This is a genomic window from Pseudoalteromonas sp. MEBiC 03607, assembly GCF_004792295.1.
In the GTDB taxonomy this organism is placed as follows: domain Bacteria; phylum Pseudomonadota; class Gammaproteobacteria; order Enterobacterales; family Alteromonadaceae; genus Pseudoalteromonas; species Pseudoalteromonas lipolytica_C.
The window spans coordinates 844,286-870,065 of the sequence record NZ_SRRY01000001.1; the positions used below are offsets into that span (position 1 = coordinate 844,286).

The 25,780-nt window shown below is 41.1% G+C and carries 21 protein-coding genes; 16 read left to right on the forward strand and 5 right to left on the reverse strand.

The features are described 5' to 3' along the window. Nucleotides 1-51: 51 nt before the first annotated feature. Nucleotides 52-558, reverse strand: a complete 507-nt coding sequence (locus tag E5N72_RS03855) for an ACT domain-containing protein (protein WP_135923305.1) — start codon at nucleotides 556-558, stop codon at nucleotides 52-54. A gap of 344 nt (nucleotides 559-902) precedes the next feature. On the opposite strand from E5N72_RS03855, the gene E5N72_RS03860 reads away from it, so the two are divergent. The 10 genes from E5N72_RS03860 (at nucleotide 903) to E5N72_RS03905 (ending at nucleotide 11,882) form a co-directional block, all read left to right on the forward strand. Further along, on the forward strand, nucleotides 903-3,137 hold the full coding sequence (locus tag E5N72_RS03860; RefSeq protein WP_135923306.1) for an ABC transporter permease subunit: 2,235 nt from the start codon (nucleotides 903-905) through the stop codon (nucleotides 3,135-3,137). A 15-nt stretch (nucleotides 3,138-3,152) separates the two neighbouring features. Further along, nucleotides 3,153-4,802, forward strand: a complete 1,650-nt coding sequence (pstA, locus tag E5N72_RS03865) for a phosphate ABC transporter permease PstA (RefSeq protein ID WP_135923307.1) — start codon at nucleotides 3,153-3,155, stop codon at nucleotides 4,800-4,802. 26 nt (nucleotides 4,803-4,828) lie between these two features. Further along, nucleotides 4,829-5,656, forward strand: a complete 828-nt coding sequence (gene pstB, locus E5N72_RS03870) for a phosphate ABC transporter ATP-binding protein PstB (protein ID WP_135923308.1) — start codon at nucleotides 4,829-4,831, stop codon at nucleotides 5,654-5,656. 47 nt (nucleotides 5,657-5,703) lie between these two features. Beyond that, nucleotides 5,704-6,405: a phosphate signaling complex protein PhoU gene (phoU, locus tag E5N72_RS03875; RefSeq protein ID WP_054552476.1), complete on the forward strand. Its 702-nt coding sequence runs from the start codon at nucleotides 5,704-5,706 to the stop codon at nucleotides 6,403-6,405. A gap of 150 nt (nucleotides 6,406-6,555) precedes the next feature. Beyond that, entirely contained in the window at nucleotides 6,556-7,233 is a 678-nt protein-coding gene (locus E5N72_RS03880) for a TIGR00153 family protein (RefSeq protein WP_135923309.1), read from the forward strand. A 41-nt stretch (nucleotides 7,234-7,274) separates the two neighbouring features. Further along, on the forward strand, nucleotides 7,275-8,543 hold the full coding sequence (locus E5N72_RS03885; protein ID WP_135923310.1) for an inorganic phosphate transporter: 1,269 nt from the start codon (nucleotides 7,275-7,277) through the stop codon (nucleotides 8,541-8,543). A 249-nt stretch (nucleotides 8,544-8,792) separates the two neighbouring features. Continuing rightward, nucleotides 8,793-9,719 carry a hydrogen peroxide-inducible genes activator gene (locus tag E5N72_RS03890; RefSeq protein WP_135923311.1) on the forward strand — a complete coding sequence of 309 codons (927 nt, stop codon included), beginning with the start codon at nucleotides 8,793-8,795 and terminating at the stop codon, nucleotides 9,717-9,719. 118 nt (nucleotides 9,720-9,837) lie between these two features. Next, complete coding sequence (locus E5N72_RS03895) at nucleotides 9,838-10,380, forward strand: RNA polymerase sigma factor (protein WP_135923312.1); 543 nt, start codon at nucleotides 9,838-9,840, stop codon at nucleotides 10,378-10,380. Continuing rightward, a complete protein-coding gene (locus E5N72_RS03900) occupies nucleotides 10,373-10,972 on the forward strand; it encodes a hypothetical protein (protein ID WP_135923313.1) in 600 nt (199 codons plus the stop codon). Before E5N72_RS03895 ends, E5N72_RS03900 begins: the two co-directional genes overlap by 8 nt. Nucleotide 10,973: 1 nt before the next feature. After that, the gene (locus E5N72_RS03905; RefSeq protein WP_135923314.1) at nucleotides 10,974-11,882 is read left to right on the forward strand and encodes a hypothetical protein; all 909 of its coding nucleotides are present in this window, start codon (nucleotides 10,974-10,976) and stop codon (nucleotides 11,880-11,882) included. 29 nt (nucleotides 11,883-11,911) lie between these two features. Here E5N72_RS03905 and E5N72_RS03910 read toward each other — a convergent pair whose 3' ends face one another. Further along, a complete protein-coding gene (locus E5N72_RS03910) occupies nucleotides 11,912-12,115 on the reverse strand; it encodes a hypothetical protein (protein WP_135923315.1) in 204 nt (67 codons plus the stop codon). A gap of 232 nt (nucleotides 12,116-12,347) precedes the next feature. After that, on the reverse strand, nucleotides 12,348-14,858 hold the full coding sequence (locus E5N72_RS03915) for an EAL domain-containing protein (RefSeq protein ID WP_135923316.1): 2,511 nt from the start codon (nucleotides 14,856-14,858) through the stop codon (nucleotides 12,348-12,350). A gap of 169 nt (nucleotides 14,859-15,027) precedes the next feature. On the opposite strand from E5N72_RS03915, the gene queA reads away from it, so the two are divergent. From queA to secF, 5 genes are all read left to right on the forward strand, one after another. Next, on the forward strand, nucleotides 15,028-16,059 hold the full coding sequence (gene queA / locus E5N72_RS03920; protein ID WP_135923317.1) for a tRNA preQ1(34) S-adenosylmethionine ribosyltransferase-isomerase QueA: 1,032 nt from the start codon (nucleotides 15,028-15,030) through the stop codon (nucleotides 16,057-16,059). A gap of 150 nt (nucleotides 16,060-16,209) precedes the next feature. Next, entirely contained in the window at nucleotides 16,210-17,337 is a 1,128-nt protein-coding gene (gene tgt / locus E5N72_RS03925; protein ID WP_058583935.1) for a tRNA guanosine(34) transglycosylase Tgt, read from the forward strand. Nucleotides 17,338-17,366: 29 nt separating this feature from the next. After that, complete coding sequence (gene yajC / locus E5N72_RS03930) at nucleotides 17,367-17,705, forward strand: preprotein translocase subunit YajC (RefSeq protein ID WP_036973302.1); 339 nt, start codon at nucleotides 17,367-17,369, stop codon at nucleotides 17,703-17,705. A 22-nt stretch (nucleotides 17,706-17,727) separates the two neighbouring features. After that, nucleotides 17,728-19,587 carry a protein translocase subunit SecD gene (secD, locus tag E5N72_RS03935; protein ID WP_135923318.1) on the forward strand — a complete coding sequence of 620 codons (1,860 nt, stop codon included), beginning with the start codon at nucleotides 17,728-17,730 and terminating at the stop codon, nucleotides 19,585-19,587. Nucleotides 19,588-19,595: 8 nt separating this feature from the next. After that, a complete protein-coding gene (gene secF / locus E5N72_RS03940) occupies nucleotides 19,596-20,543 on the forward strand; it encodes a protein translocase subunit SecF (RefSeq protein WP_135923319.1) in 948 nt (315 codons plus the stop codon). Between the two features lie 118 nt (nucleotides 20,544-20,661). Here secF and E5N72_RS03945 read toward each other — a convergent pair whose 3' ends face one another. Both E5N72_RS03945 and E5N72_RS03950 read right to left on the reverse strand, forming a co-directional pair. After that, a complete protein-coding gene (locus tag E5N72_RS03945; protein WP_135923320.1) occupies nucleotides 20,662-22,170 on the reverse strand; it encodes a mannitol dehydrogenase family protein in 1,509 nt (502 codons plus the stop codon). A 3-nt stretch (nucleotides 22,171-22,173) separates the two neighbouring features. After that, entirely contained in the window at nucleotides 22,174-23,898 is a 1,725-nt protein-coding gene (locus tag E5N72_RS03950; RefSeq protein ID WP_135923321.1) for a hypothetical protein, read from the reverse strand. A 499-nt stretch (nucleotides 23,899-24,397) separates the two neighbouring features. On the opposite strand from E5N72_RS03950, the gene E5N72_RS03955 reads away from it, so the two are divergent. Beyond that, on the forward strand, nucleotides 24,398-25,753 hold the full coding sequence (locus tag E5N72_RS03955) for a carbohydrate porin (RefSeq protein WP_205994289.1): 1,356 nt from the start codon (nucleotides 24,398-24,400) through the stop codon (nucleotides 25,751-25,753). Nucleotides 25,754-25,780 lie beyond the last annotated feature (27 nt).

Below are 25,780 nucleotides of genomic sequence, written 5' to 3' on the forward strand. Positions count from 1 at the left end.
GACATGTATGTCGTTAATTTAAAGCATAGTTTAAGCTTAAATACTTGCTTGTTATGCGTCCTCAATATCAACAATTAAGTCTGTGGTAATAGATTCAAGCGCACTGATCACTTCGTCTTTGCTCATACCAACGGGCAGGGCAACGGTTGCAACGGCACTGAATATAGGTACTCCCCAGTTAGGTGCACTTTGTTGTTTTGAATTAAGGTGAGTGATATTTGCTCCTTTGTGACGAATAACACTGGCAAGCTCTTGGACAATGCCGGGTCTATCATTACCGGTGATCACAAAGTTAATTTGTTCAGACTTAACCTCTTCGAGTGTTTCTGAACCACGCTCAATTCTCACCTCCAGATGAGGAAGGCTATGTAGAGCATCTTGCAATTCTTGTAAGTGTTCTTCAGGAACAGCAGCTTCTATAATGCCCGCAAAATGACCGGCTAGGTGGCTTAAGTTACTCCCTAACCAATTGCCATTATGGTTTAAAATTGTTGCTGATAGATCTTCAACTAGGCCAGGCTTATCTGGTCCTAAAATAGTAATTACTAACTGCTTCATACTTAAGTCTCTTAAAAAAGCCTCTGTAAAATGCAATGAAAAGAGGAGGCGTTGGTTGATGATAATTTTTATTTTGGGAAAAATAACACTTATTCAGTATTGTTGCAGATTTATTGTTTGTCCAATATTTTCCATATAGTAATAAAAAATTAGTTATAACAAATCGTTAGCCCATTGTGTGTTAGTGACTCATAACTCTAAAACAATATTCATTTCGCTTATATTTACAGGCTAAAAACAACACCCAAGCATGCAGTTTATTACACTGAAATATGACGGTTGTAACATTACTGTCATCTTCGTGAAATATAATCCGCACAACGTTAAGATTTAAGGGTGTTTTGATGACTTCCAATCCGAATAAACCGACCTTTCATACGGATAGAAGCCGTCTATTTAAAGACCGGTTTGCCGAGTGGGGTATTTCCGCAGGCGGTGTCATGGTGCTTATCGCACTGCTACTGATATTCTTTTACCTTCTATATGTTGTTCAACCTATTTTTGAGTCAGCAAAAGTTGAAACACGTAACAGTGTAAAACTAGATAATGCCTCAGAAATTGTTGGTCTAGGTATTGAAGAGCAAACTGAAGTGGCTTTTTTACTAGGTGAAAAAGGCAATGTCGACTTTTATAATGTCGAGAAAGCGCAGTTTGGTAAAAAGATCACCACTCTTAATACTGAATTACCAAGTGACGTGAGCAGCTTTGCACGCTCTGCACCATTTCAGAACCAATATGGCTATGGCCTAGAAAATGGCTCTGTGGTTATCGTGTCACCAAAGTTTTTAGTTACTTTCCCTAATAATGAACGCAAGCTAACCCCTCGCTTAGATTATCCGTTAGGTGATTTGGCGCTTGAAGTAGACGATCAAGGTGCGGCGATTACTAAGTTCGCATTTAGCCACTACGAAGATAAAACAGCCGTTGTTGCTTTAACCGCTGATAAGCGTGTTTTATTTAGTAGCTTTGTGGGTGAAGAAAATATGTTCACCGGCGAAGTTGAATGGGTTGTTGAGCGCACTGAGCTTGATATTGAAGGCCGCGTTGATGAGCTATTAATCTCACCTGACACAACGCGTACTTTTATTCGTTCTGCAAATCAGATTTATGTTTACGATACGCGTTATCCTTCTGAGGTTGAGCTAATTCAATTGCTTGCAGCAAACGAAGAAAACGCTAATCTTGTTTCAACGCAGCTGTTAGCCGGTGCTAACTCACTAATGCTTGCTAACGATAACGGCGAAGTATCGCAGTGGTTCGAAGTAAACACGGAAGATGGTCGCGAGTTTCAAAAAATCCGTGCATTCGAAACGACTAAACAATCTAAATTAAATATCTTCACAGAGTTTTATCGTCGAACTTTCTTTACCGCGGGTGCAAATGGTGAGCTAGGTATTTATTACACAACCAGTGAAGCAAAACTATGGCAAGGCAAAGTAAGCGAAGGTCCAATTCAAAATTTTGCAATTGCACCACGTTCTAATGCGGCACTTATTCTTGCTGATGATGCATTAAAAGTAATCGAAATTCATAACGAGCACCCTGAAGTAACCTGGTCTGCGTTATGGCAAGAAGTATGGTACGAGGGCTACCCAGAGCCGGCTTATATCTGGCAGTCAACGTCTGCGAGTGATGACTTTGAATCTAAATTCTCACTAGTACCAATTTCATTCGGTACGATTAAAGCTGCTATGTATGCGATGTTATTTGCAGTACCGATTGCACTTTCTGCGGCTATTTACACAGCTTATTTTATGTCGAGTGAACTACGTAAAGTGGTTAAGCCGACGGTTGAAATCATGGAAGCATTACCAACGGTAATCCTAGGTTTCTTGGCAGGTCTTTGGTTAGCGCCATTGATTGAAGAGCATTTACCAGCCATCGTCGGATTACTGGTGTTGCTGCCAATAGGTATCTTATTAACCGCATTTGGCTGGAACAAGCTACCGGCGTCAATTCGTCACCGTGTTCCTGAAGGTTCGCATTCAATCTTACTTATTCCAGTGGTTATCTTTATTGGTTGGTTATCATTTGCGATGAGTAACTCAATTGAGCTTTGGATGTTCGATGGTAACGTTCGTCAGTACCTAACTAATGAATTAGGAATGACATTCGACCAACGTAACTCGTTAGTTGTTGGTATTGCAATGGGCTTTGCAGTTATTCCAACTATCTTCTCAATTGCGGAAGATGCGGTATTTAGTGTTCCTAAGCACTTATCAAATGGTTCATTAGCACTCGGTGCTACGCAGTGGCAAACATTGGTGCGTGTAGTATTACTAACAGCAAGCCCGGGTATCTTCTCAGCTGTGATGATGGGTCTAGGCCGTGCTGTGGGTGAAACAATGATTGTACTAATGGCAACAGGTAATACACCTATTATGGACTGGAGTATCTTCCAGGGTATGAGAACGCTTGCAGCGAATATCGCGGTAGAAATGCCAGAGTCTGAGGTAGGCAGCTCGCATTATCGCATTCTATTCTTAGCAGCATTTGTACTATTCATATTCACATTCGTTTTCAACACAGTGGCTGAGTTTGTTCGTCAGCAACTGCGTGAAAAATACAGTTCAATGTAGGTGGAGAGACACGACATGGTAAAGCAGTGGTTTAAGTCTGGTTCTCCTTGGATTTGGATGACCGGCGGTGCGGTAAGCATCAGTTTAATCTCGGTTCTTGGCTTATTAGCCATGATCGCTTGGAAAGGTTTAAGCTTTTTCTGGCCATCAGAAGTAGTGCAACTTGAGCTGCAGGGCTCAGTTGCTAAACAAACAGTGATCGGTGAAGTTTATGACCGTGAACTAGTTGCGAAATCACGTATTGAGGCGACGGGCGTTGATTTATCTCATTACGACAAAGAGCAGCTAGAGCGCTTACTAATCAAAACAGGTAACCGTGAGTACGTAGATCTCGATTTCCGTTGGGTATTAGAGACAGACATCACATCGCGTACTGCACCCGCTGAACTTGCGGTATTCGAACGTAGCAAAAACGGTAACTTTTATGGTTATGTTGAGCAGGTTATTAAAGACGGTGAAGTTATTACAGATAACAAAATCGAGGTACTTTATGATCTTGTTGACCGTGCCGTTGACCTAAACGACCAAGCCCTCGATTTACAAAATGGTGATATTGGTCATATCAACTATGAACTTGAGCGCTTGCGCTTAAAAGAAAAAGCGTATCAGCTTGATAACGAGTTGACGGATGAGCGTGTTGCTGAGCTAGCACAAACACGCGCTGAGCTACGTGCTGAATATGCCGTGCTAGAAAAACAGTTATTTGCACTTCGTAAAGAAGCAAAGCGTGACCAAGTAACGGTTAAAGACATGCGTGGTGAAGTGGTTACTTTACCTCTGTATCAAGTTCTTGATGTATGGTTCCCAAATGACATGGGCTTCTTTGCAAAGCTTGGTCATTACTTTGTACAGCTAGGTAAGTTTGTAGCGGATGACCCGCGTGAAGCAAATACTGAAGGGGGTGTATTCCCTGCAATTTTTGGTACTGTATTCATGGTATTACTGATGGCAGTGATTGTGACTCCGTTTGGTGTTGTTGCAGCGATTTACTTACATGAATACGCAGCGAAAAATGCGATTACGAAGATGATCCGTATCGCGGTAATCAACCTTGCGGGTGTACCTTCAATTGTATACGGTGTATTTGGTCTAGGCTTCTTTGTATATATGCTAGGTGGCAGTATCGACCAATTGTTCTACCCAGAGTCGTCGCCAAGCCCAGTATTTGGTACACCTGGTGTGATTTGGTCAGCATTAACCTTAGCGATTTTAACCTTACCGGTTGTAATTGTTTCAACGGAAGAAGGTTTGTCACGTATTCCAAGTACTGTTCGTCATGGTTCACTGGCGCTTGGTGCAACAAAAGCAGAAACGCTATGGCGCATCATCATTCCGATGGCAAGCCCTGCGATTATGACTGGTTTAATCTTAGCGGTTGCGCGTGCAGCCGGTGAAGTAGCACCACTAATGCTTGTTGGTGTTGTTAAGATGGCACCAACACTGCCACTTGACGGTAACTTCCCATACGTACATTTAGATAGAAAATTTATGCACTTAGGTTTCCACATTTATGATGTTGGTTTCCAAAGCCCTAACGTAGAAGCGGCGCGTCCGCTGGTATATGCCACGGCATTCTTACTGGTATCAGTAATTATCGCCCTGAATATCACCGCGATTGGTATTCGTAACCACTTACGCGAAAAGTTTAGAGCTCTTGAGCATTAATACAGAATTTTTATAGGTAGACAGAGATGATTACAGTTGCACCACAAGTAAACCAAGCGAAAAGCGCGGCAAAGCTAGATTTAGAAAATCTAACAGCAGAACAAACAGCGTTAGAGATTAAAAACTTAGATCTATACTACGGTGATAAACAAGCGCTTAGCGGCGTAAATATGAACATCCCGAAAGGACAGGTAACGGCGTTTATCGGTCCATCTGGTTGTGGTAAATCAACACTTTTACGTTGTATCAACCGTATGAATGACCTAGTTGATAGCTGTCGTATCGATGGTGAGATCTTACTTCATGGTCACAACATCTATGATAAGAGCGTAGATGTTGCAGCATTACGAAGAAATGTTGGGATGGTGTTTCAGCGTCCTAATCCATTTCCAAAATCAATCTACGAAAATGTCGTTTATGGCCTACGCTTACAAGGTATTAAAGAAAAGCGTAAACTAGACGAAGTGGTTGAACAATCTTTACGTGGCGCAGCGTTATGGGATGAGGTTAAAGACCGTTTACACGATAGTGCATTTGGCCTATCGGGTGGTCAGCAACAGCGTCTTGTTATTGCTCGCTCAATTGCTATCGAGCCTGAAGTATTACTTCTGGATGAGCCAACATCGGCACTTGATCCAATTTCTACTTTAGTTATCGAAGAGCTAATTAACGACTTAAAGAACAAGTTTACCGTGGTAATCGTTACTCACAACATGCAACAAGCTGCTCGTGTATCAGACCAAACTGCGTTCATGTACATGGGTGAGTTGATTGAGTATTCAGATACCAATACGTTATTTACAACACCAAGCAAGAAGAAAACAGAAGACTACATTACAGGCCGTTACGGTTAGTCAATAAAGTCACTTGGTACCGTAAACTAAATTTATAGAGGTAGACAATGGAACATAATATCAATAAACACATTTCGGGCCGCTTTAATGAAGAGCTTGAAAATGTGCGTAACCATGTATTAAACATGGGTGGCTTAGTTGAGCAACAGCTAAACAGTGCACTGGATGCTGTTAGCAATGGTGATGCGGATCTTGCACAAAAAGTTCGTGAAAACGACTATAAAGTAAATGCAATGGAAGTAAATATCGACGAAGAGTGCACACGCATTATTGCTCGTCGTCAGCCTGCTGCCAGTGACTTACGCCTTGTGATTGCAATCGCTAAAACAATTGCCGATTTAGAGCGTATTGGTGATGAAGCTGAGCGCATTGCTAAAGTAGCATTAGATTCTTTCACAAAAGATCAGCAAGATCTTTTGGTGAATATTGAAAATATGGGTCGTCAAGTATCGAAAATGCTTCATGATGTACTCGACGCTTTTGCACGTATGGACGTGCAATGTGCGTTTGAAGTGCACAAAGAAGATGCCAAAGTTGATCGTGAATACGAAGCAATTACACGTCAAATCATGACTTATATGATGGAAGATCCACGCTCAATCCCGAAAATTATGGATTTAGTGTGGTCAGTACGCTCATTAGAGCGTATTGGCGACCGTTGCCAAAATATTGCTGAATACATTATCTACTTTGTAAACGGTAAAGATATTCGTCATACATCTCAAGCAGATATCGAAAAGTCGCTGTAATTTTAACCGCTACTTTTCATTATTAAACCGAGCGGCCTTTGGCCGCTTTGTCTATTATTGGTGATGTAAGGCAGAAAAAGCGTTCACAATCGAACACAATGCTGTAAAATTCGCAGCTGCCAAAGCATACTAATTTATAAAGGGTCAGTTATGCCTACAAATGCATTTTTAGGGGTTTTTGCTAAATCACCTATTAAGCCTATGGAAGATCACATCAAGAAAGCACATCAAGCAAGTAAAGCGTTGATCCCTTTCTTTAATCACGTGTTTAAAGAAGAATGGCAAGAAGCGGAAGAAATCCGCCTAAACATTCGTAATTTAGAGCGTGAAGCTGATGAAATGAAACGTAACATCCGCCTTCAACTACCTCGTGGCTTATTCATGCCTGTTGAGCGTACCGATTTGCTTGAACTTGTTACTCAACAAGACAAGATTGCTAACAAAGCAAAAGATATTGCAGGTCGTGTAGTTGGTCGTGAGATGACTATTCCTGCAGAAATTCAAGAAGATTTCCTTGCTTATGTAACTCGTTGTGTTGATGCAACTAAACAAGCATCAAAAGCAATCAACGAGCTAGATGAGCTTCTTGAAACGGGCTTCAAAGGTCGCGAAGTGACTTTAGTTGAAAAGATGCTCGTTGAATTGGACGCAATTGAGCAAGACACGGATGACATGCAAATCAAAATACGCCGTCAATTGCGCGCTATAGAAAATGAACTTAACCCAATCGACGTAATGTTCTTATACAAGATCATTGAATGGGTTGGCGAGCTGGCTGATATTGCTGAGCGCGTAGGTTCTCGTCTTGAGCTGATGTTAGCTCGTTAATTAAAAATCAGTTCAAATTCGAAAAATTAAAGGTTCACACAATGGATATCATTGCAAATTACGGCACGTTACTCGTTTTAACTGCCGCCGCAGTCGGTTTCTTCATGGCTTATGGTATTGGTGCAAATGACGTTGCCAATGCGATGGGTACATCTGTAGGCTCAAAAGCACTTACAATTAAACAAGCAATCATCATTGCGATGGTGTTTGAATTCGCTGGTGCATACCTTGCCGGTGGTGAGGTTACATCTACAATTCGTAAAGGGATTATAGATGCCGCGCCATTTACGGACATACCAGAACTTATGATACTTGGTATGATTGCCGCGCTATTCGCTGCTGGTAGCTGGTTATTAATTGCCTCTTTCTTGGGCTGGCCAGTATCTACGACTCACTCAATCATCGGTGCCATAATTGGTTTCGCATTGGTTGCTGTAGGTAGCGAAGCAATTCAATGGAACAAGGTAATGGGCATTGTAGGTAGCTGGATTGTTACCCCTGCTATTTCTGGTTTTATTGCTTATTTGATTTTCATGAGTGCGCAAAAGCTAATTTTTGACACTGATGCACCACTTAAAAATGCTAAGCGTTTCGTACCTGTATACATGGGTCTAGCTGGCTTCATCATGTCGCTTGTAACTATCAAGAAAGGCTTGAAGCACATTGGTATTAACTTAGGTGCTGTTGAAGGTTATGCGCTTTCTATCGCAATTGCAGTGGTTGTTGCAATCATTGGTAAATTCGCAATTTCACGCCTTAAAATTGACCCTAAAGCTGACAAAAAAATGCAATTCAACAACGTTGAGAAAGTGTTCGCAGTACTGATGGTACTAACAGCATGTTGTATGGCATTCGCACATGGTTCAAACGACGTTGCTAACGCAATTGGTCCACTAGCTGCTGTTGTAAATATTGTTGAGCACAACGGTGAAATCGCTAAGAAAGCGGCTATCGCATGGTGGATTTTACCACTGGGTGGTTTCGGTATTGTTGCTGGTCTTGCTATTTTAGGTAAGAAAGTAATCAAAACAATCGGTGAAGGTATCACACACTTAACACCTAGCCGCGGTTTTGCTGCTGAGCTTGCAGCTGCTTCTACTGTTGTTATCGCATCAGGTACTGGCTTACCTATCTCTACTACACAAACACTTGTGGGTGCAGTATTAGGTGTAGGTATGGCACGTGGTATTGCGGCACTTAACATGGGTGTAGTAAGAAACATTGTAGTTTCTTGGGTAATTACATTGCCAGTTGGCGCAGCCCTTGCTATTGTTATTTTCTACGTACTGAGAACTGCCTTCGGGGTTTAAAAAAAGTACTAACAGACTTTTAGCTTGAAAAGATCTCAATGCCTTAGGTATTGGGGTCTTTTTATTTGCAGGTAGTAATATCAATCCGCAATAATATTTAATCATTTTGAAGGATAAACCTGTCGCTATCTGCGTTAAAGATTTCTCATTAAGAGCAACTTAATAGCGAAATTTTTGCCTTGTTATTAACGAGGTTTTATTGCCTCAAAATAGATCACTTAATTAAGCGATTTGGTATAAAAACAGAATATGAATAACTTACCAAGTATAAAACAGCTACAGTATTTATTAGCAGTCCATCAGCATCAACACTTTGGCCGCGCAGCCAGCGCCTGTTTTATTGGCCAATCTACATTAAGTAGTGCAATTCAAAACTTAGAAGAAACGTTAGGTTGTCAGCTTATTGAGCGTGAAAATCGCAGTTTAATGTTTACAGCTATCGGTGAAGAAGTCGTAGAGAAAGCTCGTAAAATTATAGACGATACCTTAAGCCTAAAAGAGCTAACAAAAAGCTTTTTGACACCGTTAAGCGGCACGCTCACCCTTGGCGTGATCCCAACGATTGCCAGCTTTATTGCCGCGCCTTTATATCATTTCTGCAAACAAACTTTTACTGAGTTAGAGTTAGTCTTGGTTGAAGATACCAGTGATAAGCTACTCGATAAATTAGAGCATGGCCAAATTGATATGGCATTGCTTGCATTGCCGTATGATACTGACAAATTTCATACTCAAGTGCTTGCAAAAGATCACTTTAGTTTGGTGCATCACAAAGACTATACGCCTGCAGCTGGGGTGGAAGATTTTAATCTACTACCGGATGCCAGCGTGTTTTTACTCGAGCGTGAGCATTGTATGACTGGCCATGCGCTAAGTGCCTGCCACTTGAACCGTTCAAGTTGTATTAATCCATTTGAAGCGGCAAGCTTACATACTTTGTTAAGTATGGTTGAGCACCAGCTAGGTGTGACTTTCTTACCGCAAATGGCTATTAATGCCGGCATTTTAGACAAGAAAGAAATGGTTGCTACGCCATCCCAGAGCGATGCGTACCGTGATATTGGTATTGTATGGCGTAAAACCACAGGCCGGATCAGAGACTTTAGGCTGTTTAGTCAGCAGTTAGAGCTGTTTCTTAATAGGCAATGTAGCTTAGATGGTCAGTGTAACGAATAATAAAAAACCCCAAATAAAAAATTTGGGGTTTTTTGTTATTTAAACAAACTATTTTTTTCCTTCCCTCGACTAACATAATAACAAAACCATTAAAGGCAGATCAGATGACGAGGCTAGCGTGTTTTTTCAATCACTTGAAACATTAATTGCCAAAGCGCAACAGGGCAATAAACGGGCGTGGTTGAAATTAGTCAAGCAGCACGAAACACAGGTATATAACTATTGCCTAAGGATGTTAAGCCATCCCGATGATGCAATGGATTTGATGCAAGAAGTGTTTATTTCTGTGTATAAAAGCTTACCGAGCTTTCGTGGTGAATCGAGCTTTAATACTTGGCTCTATCAAATAGTGCATCGGCGTAGTGTCGAATATTATCGTCGCCGTAAATTGCATCAAAGTTTGGATTCTGCGCCAGAAGAAAGCTGTGAGCGTAGCGAGTTAGAAACGAATCAACTGCAATCTGAGCAGCATCATGAACTAAAAGAAATGATGAATAATTTACCCTGGGAGCAGCGTTTAGTGGTGGAGTTAAAGTTTTTTCAGCACTGTACATTTGAAGAGATAGCTGAGCAATTAGGCATTTCGACCAATACAGCTAAATCAAGACTATACAGTGCGCTTGGCAAATTAAAAGTGCATTTGGAGGCCGTAGATGGCTAATTTAGATTCATTATTTACCGCATGGTTAGAAGGTGAGAGCTTAACTGATGAGCAAATAGCCTTGCTGCAAGCTAATGCTGAGTATGCATTAATGATGAACAATGCGATGCAGTGGCAACAACAAAGTAAAGACTATGAAACGGTGCCAGTACCAAACTGGGACAGAGAATCAAGTATACCGAAAGTGCAAAAAGCTAACGTATTTTTTGGCTCTGGTATGTGGGCAATGGCGGCATCAATTGCGTTTTGTGCGTGGCTTTTTGTTACTAATCCGCAGCAACAAAACCAGCAATTACTTGAGCAAGTCGCTAAACAAACCAACTTATTAGAGTCACAACAAAAGCAAATTGATCAGCTGCAAAACATTCTTACAGCACAAAATGAAGTGCAACAGCAGCAGATGTACCAGCTGGCTAAAGAAGCGATTAAAACTGGGCGAGTAGAGCGTCAAGAAGATATTGCTAGCGTGCTTGCCTATATCAAAACGCAGCGCGCTCAAGATCAAGCGTACTTACGTATGCAGTTAAATGATTTAGCAGAGCAAGTGGACGGCCGATCTATGCCAACCGTTGCCAACAACTTGGAGTATTAAGATGTCAAAATACACATTAACCTCAGCTGCCTTATTGCTTTGCTCAGCCGTAAGCGTGCAAGCACAAGCAAACGATGAATTAGATAAAATTCAGCGAGAAGTCGGGATCATGGAAAAAATCCTCACCGCAGCTTTAAAACAAGATACCGATAACAAGGTAAGAAATGTAACTTCAAGCTATCTACAACACCAAGGCGTGGTATTTAGCTTTGATGTACGAGGTAGTTCACGGTGGTCTTCGGTGTTTGCGTCTGTACCTGATGCGCCTCTTCCACCATTGCCAGATATCGACTTTGAAGAACTGGCTGAAATTGAGGTGTTAGGTGATCATGTGCAAGTAATAAGCGATGCCGTGGTAGTGAAAACGCAAGAAGCCTACCAGCAAGCAATGGAAATGATGCGTGAAAGTGCTGAGCGAGTGCGTGATGTTGCTGAACAAGAGCGAGATATAAGCCGTGAAATTCGTGATCTTGAACGTGAAAAACGTGATTTGGAGTTTGACCGTCGTCACGACAAAGACGCCAAAGATCAAGAGCTCGAACAACGTAAAAAAGAGCTACAAGCAGCAATCAAAGAACTTGAAAAGCAGCAGCAAAAATTATCGCAAAAACAGCAAGTAATGCGTAAAGAGTTAGCAGAAAAAAAACAAGCACGGGTGAAAGAGCAGCAGCAACAATTAGCTGAGCTTGTACAAAAGGTAAATAACAGCTTATCGCTTACCTTATGTGATTATGGTAGTGGCTTAAGAAACTTACCAAACGATGAGCATGTTAGTTTTGTCATTCGTGGTATTAGCGAAGATAAAAGTGAACAGGTTAAAGTGTTTAAAAAGTCAGATATTAAAAAGTGTGTGCAAGGTGATATAAAAGCCACGCAACTGCTTGAAAAGGCATCAAGCTATAATTTTTAGCTTGGCTAGCTCCCCAACTAAAAAGCAGCCTAGAGAGGCTGCTTTTCATTCATTGAAAAAGGTTTCAAGTCGGGTAAAAACAATAAGTAAACCCATACGACTAAATTAAAATACGGCACTAGACCTAAGCCTGTAAATATCTTTACCGGATACCCCTTGAAGGTTGCATTACGGTAACATTGATACGCTATCCCTAAATTTACGAACAGCAACAAAACGATTAGTTGTGTCATCACTTTTCTCCTTTATACCGTTAATACATGAACTTATTAATATTAAGTTATTTTCAGTATGTATAATGTAATTGGTAATGTCATGTGTTTTTTAAGTAATCACTATAAAAATACGACATTAGTTCCTGCTGTGGATTTAAGTATAGATGAGTATCGTGACTTTGGAAGTACTAAAAATAGGTAAAAAGTAGCAAAAATGCCGTTTTTTTCACTTTATAATGCTAGCTAATTGTTAGTTAAATAAATTATTTTCAGATATTTTTTTTAGTTCAGCAGAAATTTTTTCAACCGGTACTGGGCGGGCGATAAAGAAGCCTTGGCCGTAATCAATTCCAATTTCTTTTAATGCTAAAAATATTTCTTTATTTTCAACATATTCAGCAACAGAACGCTTATCAAGCGAACGACTAATATCGTTAATGGCTTTAACTAAAGCAAGATCGATAGGATCATTTAGCATGTCGCGAACGAATGAACCATCGATCTTCACATGTTGTGCTGGTAATTGTTTTAGATAATTGAACGTGCTAAATCCAGTGCCAAAATCATCAATCGAAAAGTGACAGCCCAAGCCGTTTAAACGCTCTATCATTGCACGGGTTGCTGTCAGGTTTTTGATGCTTGCCGACTCAGTTATTTCAAAAATTATGCGGCTCGGTGCCACTTCATACTCTTCTAAGCTTGATTCAATATGCGGAAGCAAACGCTCATCTAAGAATGATTGCGCCGATAAATTGATAGCAATTTGATTAAGCTCTGGATGTTTTGCAACACTTTGAATAGCATTTCTAATAACACATTGGTCCATCAAAAATGTGTCATTTAATAACTCTAATGCAGGGATAAACTGGTTCGGGTAAATTAGCTCATCATTTAATTTCAAGCGCAGTAATGTTTCAAAGTAAGCAACATGATTACGTTTAAAATCCCAGATTGGCTGATAATGAAGCTCGATGGCATTTTGCTGAAGAGCCTGACGAATACTGTGTCCCCACTCTAAACCAACTTGTAGGCTATTGTGGTTACTGTCTTCTTTGGAATAACAATGAACTAAGTTTCGGCCCAAACTTTTTGCCACATAAAGCGCGATATCTGCTTGTTTTAAGCATTCGCTGGGATCATTATTCTGTGCTGTAATTTGTGTCAAACCAATAGAGCAGCTAATTGAGTATATTTGCCCTTCAGAGTGAAATTGGTGTTTTTCAATAGCAACGCAAATGCTCTCAGCAACTAAGTGTGCATCAAGTAAGTTGGTATTTTTTAAGATAACAGCAAATTCATCACCGCCAATACGACAAATCAAATGCTCTTCGCTAATGTTAGCGGTAAATAGCTGGGCAACCTCTTTTAAGACAATATCGCCTTGTTGATGGCCTTTACTGTCGTTAATAATCTTAAAGTGGTCTAAATCGATATAAATAAGTGCGTGCTCAATATCGTCATTAGTGTATTTCTCTTGGCAAATACGCTGTAATTGTTGGTCAAAGTAATAACGATTGTGCAGCTCTGTGAGTGTATCGTGTAAAGCTAAATGGCGAAGCTGAAGTTCAGCTTGTTTTCGTTCATGAATATTATCAATGGTTGCAGTGATCGTAGCCGAGTTTTGACTATTTTTAATCAGTTGTAAGCGGCACTCGACCCAAATTGCATTGCCATTTTTGTGTTTAAGTTGTATTTCAACTTGTTGTTGTTGCTCGCCACCATGCAAAATACTTTGAATTGTATTTTGTAACTTGGTTTGACACTCTGGAAGACAGAAATCTGTGAGTGACTTTGATAAGCTTGATTTTATGCCATAACCAGTAAGGCTTTCCCAAGCAGGATTAATGAAGCGAATATTTCCGTGCTGATCAAATTCAAGAACGACCGTATTAAGATGCAATAAAATTCGTTGGTGCGCTGAAAACAGTTCTTTGTAGCGACTCTGGCTTTGGCTTAGCTGTTCGACCTTTTGTGCAAACTCAGCATAGCTGACCATAAAATCTTCGCGTCGGGCAGCATGATCGCACACCTTACTTAACAGTGATTGATCATAAGGAGCACGGATAAAGTCAGTCACACCCGATAATAATAACTGTTCAGCGTAGTCAGCATCATTATTATCAATAATGGTTACGATTGCTTGTTTTGGATTATGTTGCAAAATTTCGCTGATGAGTCCAGCTGCAGTATCAGAATGTGACTCAGTGGCATCAATCAAAACAATCGCAAACTTATGCTGTAAGTATGTTGCAAGCGTCGCTTTAGTTGAGGTGGTATGCGTTACCGCAAAGCTAAGTTTTAGTTGTTTGCTTATATCTTGTGCTTTGCGGCTGTCTGTTTCGAGTAGCAGTAAATTTAGGCGACTACTTTTTTCTAAATGGGTTGAAAGTACATTGGCAAGTACTTGCGGTAACATATCTTGGCGTTCGAATGGCAATACGGCATCAATACCGTAGCTTCGCGCAGTGGTTTCGGCAATGCGTTCGCAGTATATAGGAGGTGTTAATAAGATAGGCGTGTTTTTAGGTGTTTTTAACAATCCAGAGCGGATCATACGTGAAAAGCGCCAGCCATCAATTTTACCAACCTCAAGGCCAGTAATAATAATGTCCACCGGGTGACTTTTGAGTATTTTTAACGCGTCCTGAGAGTCGCTTGCTTCGATAAACTGAAATACATTTAGTTTATTGAGCGTAGACTTTACCGTCTCACGTTCTGCAACGCTAGCGTTCAAAATTAGCAGTTTTAACTGCTTTGCCATGGCGCTACTACCTCTTAACGAACCCATGTTTAGTGAATAAGCTAGAATAATGACATTTTGCCTAATCTACAAGCAAACTTTACCTAAAAGCGGTTATTTGGCCTTTGCTTGAGGTAGTGGGCGTATCAGAGTAAACTTGGCGCGTTTTTATTAATGAGAGATATGCTCCATGCGCGTAGCTGATTTTAGCTTTGACCTTCCAGATGAATTAATTGCTCGTTTTCCTAAAGCAGATCGAACTAGCAGCCGTTTGCTGACCCTTGATGGCCCATCAGGGAAAGTGGAACATAAAGTGTTTAGTGATATTTTATCACTTGTTAATGAAAATGATTTACTCGTTTTCAACAATACTAAAGTAATTCCTGCACGTATGTTCGGGCAAAAAGAGTCGGGTGGCAAACTTGAAGTATTAGTTGAGCGTGTGCTTGACGAACATCGGGTGCTTGCCCATGTTCGAGCAAGTAAATCGCCAAAACCTGGCTCAAAAATTATTCTTGAAGGTAAAGCCGAAGCTATCATGGTTGCACGTCATGGCGAGCTTTTTGAGCTTGAATTTGCCAAAGACGAAAATGTATTAGATATCTTAAATGACATTGGTCACATGCCTTTGCCACCTTACATTGATCGTCCTGATAACGAATCAGACCGCGAGCGCTACCAAACTGTTTATGGTGAAAAACCAGGTGCAGTTGCAGCGCCAACGGCAGGCCTGCACTTTGATGACAAGTTAATGACGGCATTAAAAGACAAAGGTATAAACATGGCGTTTGTGACTTTGCATGTAGGTGCGGGGACATTTCAGCCTGTGCGTGTTGACTCAGTTGATGAGCATGTCATGCACTCAGAATACATCGAAGTACCAGATGATGTGGTTAAAGCGGTAGCCGAAACGAAAGCAAAAGGTGGTCGCGTAATAGCCGTAGGGACTACCTCAGTTCGCTCGTTAGAATCTGCTGCTAAAGTGCACGGCGGCAAACTTGATACCTACTTTGGTGATACCGATATCTTCATCTACCCGGGTTATCAGTTCAACGTGGTTGATGCTATGGTGACAAATTTCCACTTACCAGAATCAACCTTGATCATGTTAGTCAGTGCGTTTGCTGGCCAAGAAAACATCATGGGTGCCTACCATACCGCAATAGAGCAAAAATATCGTTTCTTTAGTTATGGCGATGCCATGTTCTTAACGCGAAAATAACGACAGTTTAGATTTTAAAAAGCCCAGTTTTTTAACTGGGCTTTTTATTTTCGAATTTAGCCCAATTAATAGTAATAAAGCTGCAAACAGGGTAGAATCGAGCGGTTAAATTATAGCTTGTTGGACTGTTTTTCCGACACTGAGGATAATATGAAATTTGAATTAGACCGCACTGACGGTAAAGCGCGCCGCGGCCGCTTGATTTTTGAACGTGGTGTTGTAGAAACGCCAGCATTTATGCCTGTAGGCACATACGGCACCGTTAAGGGTATGACGCCGGACGAAGTGAAAGACACTGGCGCGCAAATTTGCCTAGGTAATACTTTTCACTTAATGCTGCGCCCTGGTACAGAAATCATTAAGCAACACGGTGACTTACACGACTTTATGAATTGGGATCGCCCAATTCTTACTGACTCAGGCGGCTTCCAAGTATTCAGCTTAGGCGCAATGCGTAAAATCACTGAAGAAGGCGTGATGTTCAGCTCACCAGTTAATGGTGAAAAGATCATGCTTTCACCAGAAAAAGCGATGCAAGTTCAGCGCGATTTAGGCTCTGATATTGTGATGATCTTTGACGAGTGTACGCCATACCCAGCGACTGAAAAAGAAGCTAAAGATTCTATGGAGTTATCACTTCGTTGGGCTAAACGCTCAAAAGAAGGTCATGGCGATAACCCTGCAGCGCTATTTGGTATTATCCAAGGTGGCATGTACCCTGAGCTTCGTGCACAATCACAAAAAGGCCTAGAAGAAATTGGCTTTGATGGTTATGCATTAGGTGGTTTATCGGTGGGTGAGCCGAAAAACGAGATGATCAATATCCTTGATCACTGTGCTTACAAAATGCCGGAAGATAAGCCTCGTTACTTAATGGGGGTTGGTAAACCAGAAGACTTAGTTGAAGCGGTTCGCCGTGGTATCGATATGTTTGACTGTGTAATGCCTACACGTAATGCCCGTAATGGTCACTTATTTGTAACGGGTGGCATTGTTAAAATCCGTAATGCAGTACATAAAACAGACACGGGCCCACTGGATCCTGAGTGTGATTGTCATACGTGTAAAAACTATTCACGTGCATACTTGCATCATCTTGATAAATGTAATGAAATCTTAGGCGCACGTCTAAACACGATTCATAACTTACGTTATTATCAACGCGTGATGGAAGGCTTACGTAATGCCATCAGTAATGGCAAACTAGACGAATTTGTTGCAGATTTTTATGCACGCCGCGGCCAAGAAGTGCCAGAGCTTGCAGATACATCAGATTAAATTTTTAGAAAAATTAAAGAGGAAGTGAAATGAGTTTATTCATCTCAAACGCCCACGCAAGTGCGGCAGGTGCAGCACCAGCAGGTGGTGGCATGGAAATGCTAATCATGTTGGGTATTTTCGGTTTGGTATTTTATTTCTTAATTTACCGCCCTCAAGCTAAACGTGTAAAAGAGCATAAAGCCCTGATGAGCGCAATGGCAAAAGGCGACGAAGTACTAACGCAAGGTGGTTTAGTAGGTAAGATCGCTAAAATCGCTGATGACAAAGACTTCATCGTGATTTCATTAAACGACCAAGCAGAAGTAACAGTACAAAAATCAGCTGTTTCTGCAGTATTGCCAAAAGGCACTATGAAGTCGCTATAACAATAAAAATAAGGACTCACACGTGTTAAACAAGTTTCCATTATGGAAGTATTTACTTGTTCTTGTTGTGTTAGTCGTTGGTATTCTGTATGCCTCACCTAACTTGTATGGCCGCGACCCGGCCATACAAGTATCGGGCACTAAAGGTACTGATGCTGACCTCAGCGTACTCGATAAAGTAAATGCGACCCTCAAAGAACATAACGTTACTGTTAAATCAAGCAAACTTGAAGACGGACAAATCCTGGTTCGTTTTAAGAATGTTGAAGAGCAACTAAAAGCGCAAGATATACTGCGTGATTCCCTTAGTGAAGATTACATCTCTGCAATCAATATGGCTCCGGCTCAACCTGAGTGGTTAAAAGCATTGGGTGGTAACCCGATGAAGCTAGGCCTAGATTTAAGCGGTGGTGTTCACTTTACTATGGAAATCGACATGGCGACGGCGGTTGATACTCAGCTTGAGCAAATGGAACAAGATTTCAAAAGTGACTTACGTGAAGAAAAGCTACGTTATCGCACTATTCGTAGAGTAGCTGGTAGTGAGCGTCTACGTGTTGAGATGCGTAACGAAGAAGACAAAGATGCCGCAGAGCGCTTCTTATCTACTCGTTATCCGTTAAACGTATACATTGATGATAGCAGCAGTGATAACGCTTTTTTTGCCAGCATGAGCGAGCAAAAGCTAAAAGAAATTCGCGATTATGCTATCAAACAAAACGAAACTATTATTCGTAACCGTATTAACCAAATCGGTGTTGCAGAGCCTAACGTACAGCGCCAAGGTGCTGAGCGTATTATTGTGCAACTTCCGGGTGTACAAGATACTGCACGCGCTAAAGAAATCTTAGGTGCAACAGCAACGCTTGAATTCCGTGAAGTTGACGAAAATGCCGATGCAGGTGCCGCTTTACAAGGTCGTGTACCGCCAGGTACTGAAGTGATCATGGCACGTGATGGATACCCAGTGGTACTTAAGCAACGCATCATCCTTGAAGGTAGCCACATTACTGGTGCGCAATCTGGTATGGATGAGTATCAGCGTCCACAGGTTAGTATTACGCTAGACAGCAAAGGTGGCGCAAAAATGAATGCGTTCACTAAACGTGCTATCGGCAAACGCATGGCCACAGTATTTATTGAATATAAGCCATCAGGTAAAACAGATGAAAACGGTAAAGCACTTCCACCTATTAAAGTTGAAGAAGTGATTAACGTGGCGACGATTCAAGCCCGTCTTGACCGTTCATTCCGTATTACTGGTATCGATAATCCAGCTGAAGCACATAACCTGAGCTTATTACTTCGTGCCGGTGCACTTGTTGCGCCGATTCAAATTGTTGAAGAACGCACGGTAGGTCCAAGCTTAGGTCAAGAGAACATTGAAGCGGGTATGACTGCGGTTGTGCTAGGTTTCGTGTTTGTGCTTGTATTTATGCTTTTTTATTACAAAGGTTTCGGCATGGTGGCGAACATCGCTCTGGGTGCCAACTTAGTATTAATTGTCGGTGTAATGTCGCTTATTCCGGGTGCTGCTTTAACGCTACCAGGTATTGCAGGTATCGTATTAACTGTAGGTATGGCGGTTGATGCTAACGTACTTATCTTTGAACGTATCCGTGAAGAGCTTGAAGATGGTCGTAGTCCGCAACAAGCGGTTCATTTTGGTTACGACAGCGCATTTAGCACCATTTTCGATGCTAATATCACAACGCTTATCGCAGCAGTGATCCTATTTGCAGTGGGCACTGGTCCTATTGCTGGTTTCGCAGTAACACTTGCGATTGGTATTATCACCTCTATGTTTACAGCCATTGTTGGTACCCGTGCGGTAATCAACTTATTCATTGGCGGTAAGCGTATTGATAAGTTGTCGATTTAGGAGTCAGCATGCAAATTTTAAAACTCGGTGGTAAAACACTCCCGTTTATGAAGTTAAGAAAGTTTGCCATGACATTATCAACTTTGTTGATTTTGGCTTCTTTCGTATCGTTTTTTACTAAAGGCTTAAATTTCGGCCTCGACTTCACAGGCGGTACTGCTGTTGAAGTGGGCTTTACTCAAGCACCTGATCTTAAGGAAGTACGTGATGCAATCACAGAAAGCGGCTTTGAAGATTTCTCGGTGCAGCTGTTTGGCTCAAGTAAAGAGATTCTAGTCCGTCTTGCTCCACAAGGTGCTGGCGTAAAAGCAGAAGTGATTGGTAACCAAATCATTACGGCATTACAAAAAGTTGAGCCGACAGTAGAAATGCGTCGTATCGAGTTTGTTGGCCCAAGTGTGGGTGAAGATCTAAAAGAGCAGGGTGGCCTTGCCATGTTAACTGCACTTATCTGTATCTTAATTTACGTTGCGTTTCGTTTTGAATGGCGTTTTGCGGTAGGTGCGGTATCAGCACTGTTACACGACGTTATCATTACATTAGGCTTATTCTCAATACTAGGTCTTGAGTTTGACTTAACGATTCTTGCGGCAATCTTGGCGGTAATAGGTTACTCACTTAACGATACCATCGTTGTTTCTGACCGTATCCGTGAAAACTTCCGTAAAGTGCGTATTGATGACACCATTGAAATTATCGATATTTCATTAACGCAAACGTTAAACCGTACCTTAGTAACATCAATCACAACTATCTTAGTATTGATTGCGTTATTTGGCTGGGGTGGTCAAACGATCCACGGTTTCGCAACTGCATTACTATTTGGTGTATTCATCGGTACTTATTCATCTGTGTATGTTGCTTCAGCTGTAGCAATTGCAATGGGTGTAAGTAAAGAAGACTTAATTCCAGAAGTAATTGAAAAAGAAGGTGCGGATCTCGATCCTATGCCTTAACTGAGTGTTAAAAAGAAAAACCGCCCTAAATTTAGGGCGGTTTTTTGTTTTTATATACACTGGCAATGATATTTAATCATTCAAGTGACAAAACTAGTCACTAATTGCGTTTTATCGCCTAATTATAAACTTGCTTCGCCTGAGCCTGATCTAATAGTGATACTATAATGTGCTCAATAGCCACACCTGCATAGAGCTTACTAATGTAAGATTTATATTCATTACAAAATGACGTGTTTTCAACAAGTGCGCCAAAAATGCTCGGTTGCTCCAGAAAAGCGAGCGGGGAAATTCGCGATGCATGAGCTGCCTGTTGTAATGTTTCAGCCATATCATCGATGATCTCTAAAGGCTCTCCTTGTTGGGTTAAATGCGTATCACTATATAAACACCATCCAGCAATAACTAAACTCGCAATAGCAGTATTACCGTTGTTTTTGAGGTTTTCCATAATTGTTGGTACCAAAAAAGTAGATACTTTGGCTGCGCTTTGTGAGCAAATTCTTGTAAGGCTATCTTTGATGTTTGGATTTGCAAAACGGGCAATTAGTGTTTTTTTATAGTCACTAAGGTCAATACCCGGTACGGCATCTAAAATAGGTGTGACTTCGCTATCCATAAACTCGGTTATAAGCTTAGTGAACAAAGGATCGCAGATTGCTTGTTCAATAGTTTGATAGCCGCGTAAAGAACCTAAAATGCCAAGCACTGAGTGGCTAGCATTAAGTAGACGAATCTTCATCGTTTCGTAAGGTGTTACATCATCTACAATCTGGGCACCAACAAGTTCCCATGCTGGGCGTTGTTGACTAAACTTGTCTTCAATCACCCATTGATGAAATGGCTCACAAGTAACAGGCCATTTATCAATAATGCCCAAATTCTTAGCAAGTGCTAAGTCGCTTTGATCCGTTGCTGGAGTTATTCTATCTACCATGGCATTGGGGAAACAAACATGGCTTTCGACCCAATCGGCAAGTCCGTGGTCGAATGCTCGAATATAAGTAACAAGCATTTTTCGAGTAATGTCGCCATTGTGTTGGATATTGTCGCATGACTGAATGGTAAATGGCGGCCTATCGGTTTTTCGTCGACGTGCTAATGCAGCAGCCAAATAACCAAAGATAAGCTTAGGTTTATCTGGGTTAGCTAAATCATGCTGAATATCAGGGTTAGTAAAGTCAAATTCACCGCTAGATGGATCGTAGTTATATCCTCCCTCGGTAATTGTTAATGATACAATATACGTTTCGTCAGCAGCTATTTTACTAATGACTGCTTCAGGGTCGTCAGGGGCCATTAGAAAATCCGTCATGCAGCCAATAACTTGCACTTGCGTATGTCCATCAGGGTGCTTCGTCAAAATTGAGTAAAGGTAGTCTTGTGATTCTAGATGTTGTTTTACTAAGCGGTCTGCTTCACGTAAACCAACACCACATATACCCCAGCGTAAATCATCACTACGGTTAATATAGTTATCAGTGTAGAAAGCTTGGTGTGAGCGATGAAATCCACCCACCCCTACGTGAACGATACCTGATTGCAATGCTTGGCGGTCATATTCTGGGACTGCCACTGTGGTCGGTAATGAGCTCAACGTAGATTGCTGCAGTGAAATTACGTCCATATCTTAGCTCCTTAAACTTGCTGGCTGAAAATGGTTTCTACGATGCATCGCCCAGTAAGCTGTAGCAAAATAGATAATTGTGCAGGCAAATCCAATGTTAAAAAATAATGTTCGGTTAGCCTCGTATGAACTGATATCAGGTGAAAAGAACATGGTATTAGTAGCCAGTGCTATCGTTACACCTAAGCTTAACCACGCAAGTGTTGACAATAGTTTGGTAAATCCACGCTGATCAATGGCGAAAAGAGGCTCTTTAGCTGCTTGCTCTGCATGAAATTCTTTTACACGTGTATCAAACGCAGCAAGTTCAGCTTCTTGTTCTGGGTATGAATCAGCAGCTCCGTATCTTTTAGCTAACTGGATATAAACGATGATGCTAAATATCCATGTTGGGATGAATAAGTAGTAAAAAGGCATAATGTCTATCGCATTCAACGTAAAGCCAAAGACGAGTCCCAGAGCCCATGATAAAACAGCCGCAGAGCTGTGCTGAAGCTGTTTGTATGTTACCCAATAGCGAGTTAACCCAAGTTTTGGAAATAAGAAGTGCTCAGCAAATACAATAGCGCCCACAGGTACAACTAAGAGACCTGCATAGGTTAATAATGGCAATAGTTTGGTAAATACAAACGGAAAACATGCAATGATGACTGTAACTATACCTACTAAAAATGTGGTTCTAGTTCGAGATTGATTACTAAAAATAGCTTGAGCAGCAAGGCCTGCACGATACAGGTTGGCATTTGCAGTTGTCCATCCTGCGACAATAACGATCACTAACCCAGATAAGCCTAGTGCGTGAAATGCAACATCGCCGGGATCCAATTCAACAATAGACTTCTTCACTAAAACTGCAGTCCCCGCGCCCATAATACCTGCAGAGATCCAAGCTATATAGTGCCCAAATAACATGCCTGCAGAGGTACATAGCCCATAACTTTTTTTCTTTGCATAGCGCAGAAGAGCCATGTCTATTAAGCCAAAATGGGTAATTGTATTTGCAGCCCAAGAAAAGCCTATAACTTCGAGTAAACCAATTCCGGGTTCACCATTGGCATCAAGACCCGTCCAAACAGAGATGCTGCCAATATGCATAAAGTCTCCCCAGCTAGAGACGACTGTTTGGCCAATAACAGCATTTGCAAGCTCTGGCATAAGCACTAATGGACCACTTATAAACATCACGAATAACCAAGGAGCGCAAATACCTGAAAAGCGTGATACGGCGTTAAAACCATACATGGCAACAAGTACAACAATGATCCCTACAGCCAGTACAACCATGACAAATAAAGAGTTAGTTGGATACCAGTTAAGTTGAGCCGGAATATTTAAAGCAAAGCGGACTGCGGTCGCAGAAACTGTAATCATGGCTGCAGAAATAACAGTAAATATAATTACATTCGCCCAGTTGTATAGCCGGGTCATCGAGTCACCAGCAATTTTTTGTAGGTAGGTATATAAACTTAAACGTGTTTCTACAGCTATGGGGGTTGTTATGAGCGTCCAACTCAATACAGCAAGAATATTACCGATCAGTAATCCAAGGAGGATATCTGTCATGGTTGCGCCAAGTGCGACAAATGTTGCACCAAATACAAACTCCGTTGCAGCTACGTGTTCACCTGCATATAGACCTAAAAAGTGCTTCCATCCTTTGAGTTTGTGTTGTGCAATCGGTAATTGTTCCTCTTCTAATCCTTTTAAATCGACCTGATTACTTTTCATAAGTACTTGTCCCTGTTAGTCATATGACGTGCTGCTCTTTAATGTTCTTTAAAGGGATTCTTTTTTATTAAAACTTCCTAAAAATATGAAAACCTCGACTCAAACAAGGTGTGTGTTATGGATCAACGCGTCTAATTCAACTGTAATAAATTACCTACTCCATGGTAAATAATTTGTTTGGGCATTGTTGTTGCCTTTGGGCATAATCCTACTGGTGTATTGTTTTGTCAATAATAAGTTAATGAGTAGATAAAGAGAGGGGTTCATCATTCATCATAACTCTAGTGATATTTAACTGACTTAATGTTGTTTTTTAGTGATTTTATACTGTTATTTGTCATTTCGATGTTTGGCAAGCTCTTGCTGTTTTTATTGACAAATATTATATGTGTTGGGAATATGCTCAGTCAGTGTTTGTTTGCTCAAAGTGAAAGGTGGTAGTAACAATTTGGCGATGAGTTTAGAGTACTCGAGCGTAATTAAAATGGAGAACACATACATGGATAACAATCAATCGATTGCAGTAACACAGAAATCAAAAATGTTGTTTTTTCGTTGTTCAGTGAAAAAGCGACGTTTAATTCCTTCAATGTCAGCGATTTTGGTTTTAAGTTCCTTTACAAGTCATGGGGCTGAAACGTTTGATGCACAAAAACATATAACAGGTGACTGGAGCGGGGCACGATCTGAATTGTCGCAGCGAGGTATGGATTTTCGTTTAGGCTATTTCAATCAGGTTGCTCATAATTTGAAAGGCGGTCTTGATAATGAGGTGGCTTATGCTGACCAATTTTTTGTTGGTGGATATATTGATCTTGAAAAGCTTTTTGGTTGGTCTGGGGCTGAGTTTAAAGTAGAAATTACAAATCGAAATGGTGAGCTAATAAACAATAAGGCAGGTATTCCATCATTACTTCAATCACAGCAAATTTATGGTCGAGGAAATGTAACTCGTCTCACACAATTTTCATTAACTCAACAGCTGTTCGATGATCAGCTCAGTATTAAAATTGGTCGAATTTATCCAAGCGCTGATTTTTTTGCTATGAGCTGCGCTTTTCAACATTTAACATTTTGCAGTGGTGGTTCATCTAATTATTTGAGTAGTAGTTGGTATGGTGATCCTTTGAGTACTTTAGGGGCGCAATTAACGTATAAGTTATCGGATAACTTATTATTTAAAATAGGTAGCTACGATGCAAACCCACAAGTAATGTCGTTGAACCAAGGGTTGAAGCTGCATACATCAGGTGGTATTGACGGCACCACCGTGGTGGGAGAGTTAGAATATAAAGTGAACTATGGGCATGGCTTGCAAGGGGATTACCGAGTTGGTGTCGTGCGTAGCAGCTTAGATAAAGCCAAGCTTGTAAATGAAGCTGGCTTTCCGGTCGGTTCGACTATTGATGCTGTTGCGATTGAAGATACGGATAACGCATTCTATTTTAACCTTGAACAGCAAATAACACGCAATCCATCAGGTGGTGGATTACGGGTATTTGCGAGTATGATTCATGCAGATAGTAGTATTAGTGCAGTGGGTGAAGTGATCGCGATAGGAGGGTTTATTACAGCGCCATATGCTAGTCGCCCTAATGACCGTATTGGATTAGCTATTGGGCGAAACAGCGTCAGTAAAGAGTTAACTGATGCACAGCATAAATATAATGTAAATCATATAAATAGTGATTTTAACGTGCGTAGTCATGAATACCCGATTGAGCTTAACTACAATTATGCAATTACGCCTGCGATTGAGTTGATGCCAAGTGTTCAATTCATTATTCATCCAAATGGTGATCGCGAAGAAGAGAATGCCATCATTGCGGGTTTACAGCTGAGTTTTAACTTCTAATCTCTAGTTTTATATTGTGTGCCAATA

Coding starts and splice junctions, on each gene's coding strand:
- E5N72_RS03855 (WP_135923305.1), bottom strand. CDS start 558: ATGAAGCAGTTAGTAATTACTATTTTAGGACCAGATAAGCCTGGCCTA.
- E5N72_RS03860 (WP_135923306.1), top strand. CDS start 903: ATGACTTCCAATCCGAATAAACCGACCTTTCATACGGATAGAAGCCGT.
- pstA (WP_135923307.1), top strand. CDS start 3,153: ATGGTAAAGCAGTGGTTTAAGTCTGGTTCTCCTTGGATTTGGATGACC.
- pstB (WP_135923308.1), top strand. CDS start 4,829: ATGATTACAGTTGCACCACAAGTAAACCAAGCGAAAAGCGCGGCAAAG.
- phoU (WP_054552476.1), top strand. CDS start 5,704: ATGGAACATAATATCAATAAACACATTTCGGGCCGCTTTAATGAAGAG.
- E5N72_RS03880 (WP_135923309.1), top strand. CDS start 6,556: ATGCCTACAAATGCATTTTTAGGGGTTTTTGCTAAATCACCTATTAAG.
- E5N72_RS03885 (WP_135923310.1), top strand. CDS start 7,275: ATGGATATCATTGCAAATTACGGCACGTTACTCGTTTTAACTGCCGCC.
- E5N72_RS03890 (WP_135923311.1), top strand. CDS start 8,793: ATGAATAACTTACCAAGTATAAAACAGCTACAGTATTTATTAGCAGTC.
- E5N72_RS03900 (WP_135923313.1), top strand. CDS start 10,373: ATGGCTAATTTAGATTCATTATTTACCGCATGGTTAGAAGGTGAGAGC.
- E5N72_RS03905 (WP_135923314.1), top strand. CDS start 10,974: ATGTCAAAATACACATTAACCTCAGCTGCCTTATTGCTTTGCTCAGCC.
- E5N72_RS03910 (WP_135923315.1), bottom strand. CDS start 12,115: ATGACACAACTAATCGTTTTGTTGCTGTTCGTAAATTTAGGGATAGCG.
- E5N72_RS03915 (WP_135923316.1), bottom strand. CDS start 14,858: ATGGCAAAGCAGTTAAAACTGCTAATTTTGAACGCTAGCGTTGCAGAA.
- queA (WP_135923317.1), top strand. CDS start 15,028: ATGCGCGTAGCTGATTTTAGCTTTGACCTTCCAGATGAATTAATTGCT.
- tgt (WP_058583935.1), top strand. CDS start 16,210: ATGAAATTTGAATTAGACCGCACTGACGGTAAAGCGCGCCGCGGCCGC.
- yajC (WP_036973302.1), top strand. CDS start 17,367: ATGAGTTTATTCATCTCAAACGCCCACGCAAGTGCGGCAGGTGCAGCA.
- secF (WP_135923319.1), top strand. CDS start 19,596: ATGCAAATTTTAAAACTCGGTGGTAAAACACTCCCGTTTATGAAGTTA.
- E5N72_RS03945 (WP_135923320.1), bottom strand. CDS start 22,170: ATGGACGTAATTTCACTGCAGCAATCTACGTTGAGCTCATTACCGACC.
- E5N72_RS03950 (WP_135923321.1), bottom strand. CDS start 23,898: ATGAAAAGTAATCAGGTCGATTTAAAAGGATTAGAAGAGGAACAATTA.
- E5N72_RS03955 (WP_205994289.1), top strand. CDS start 24,398: ATGGATAACAATCAATCGATTGCAGTAACACAGAAATCAAAAATGTTG.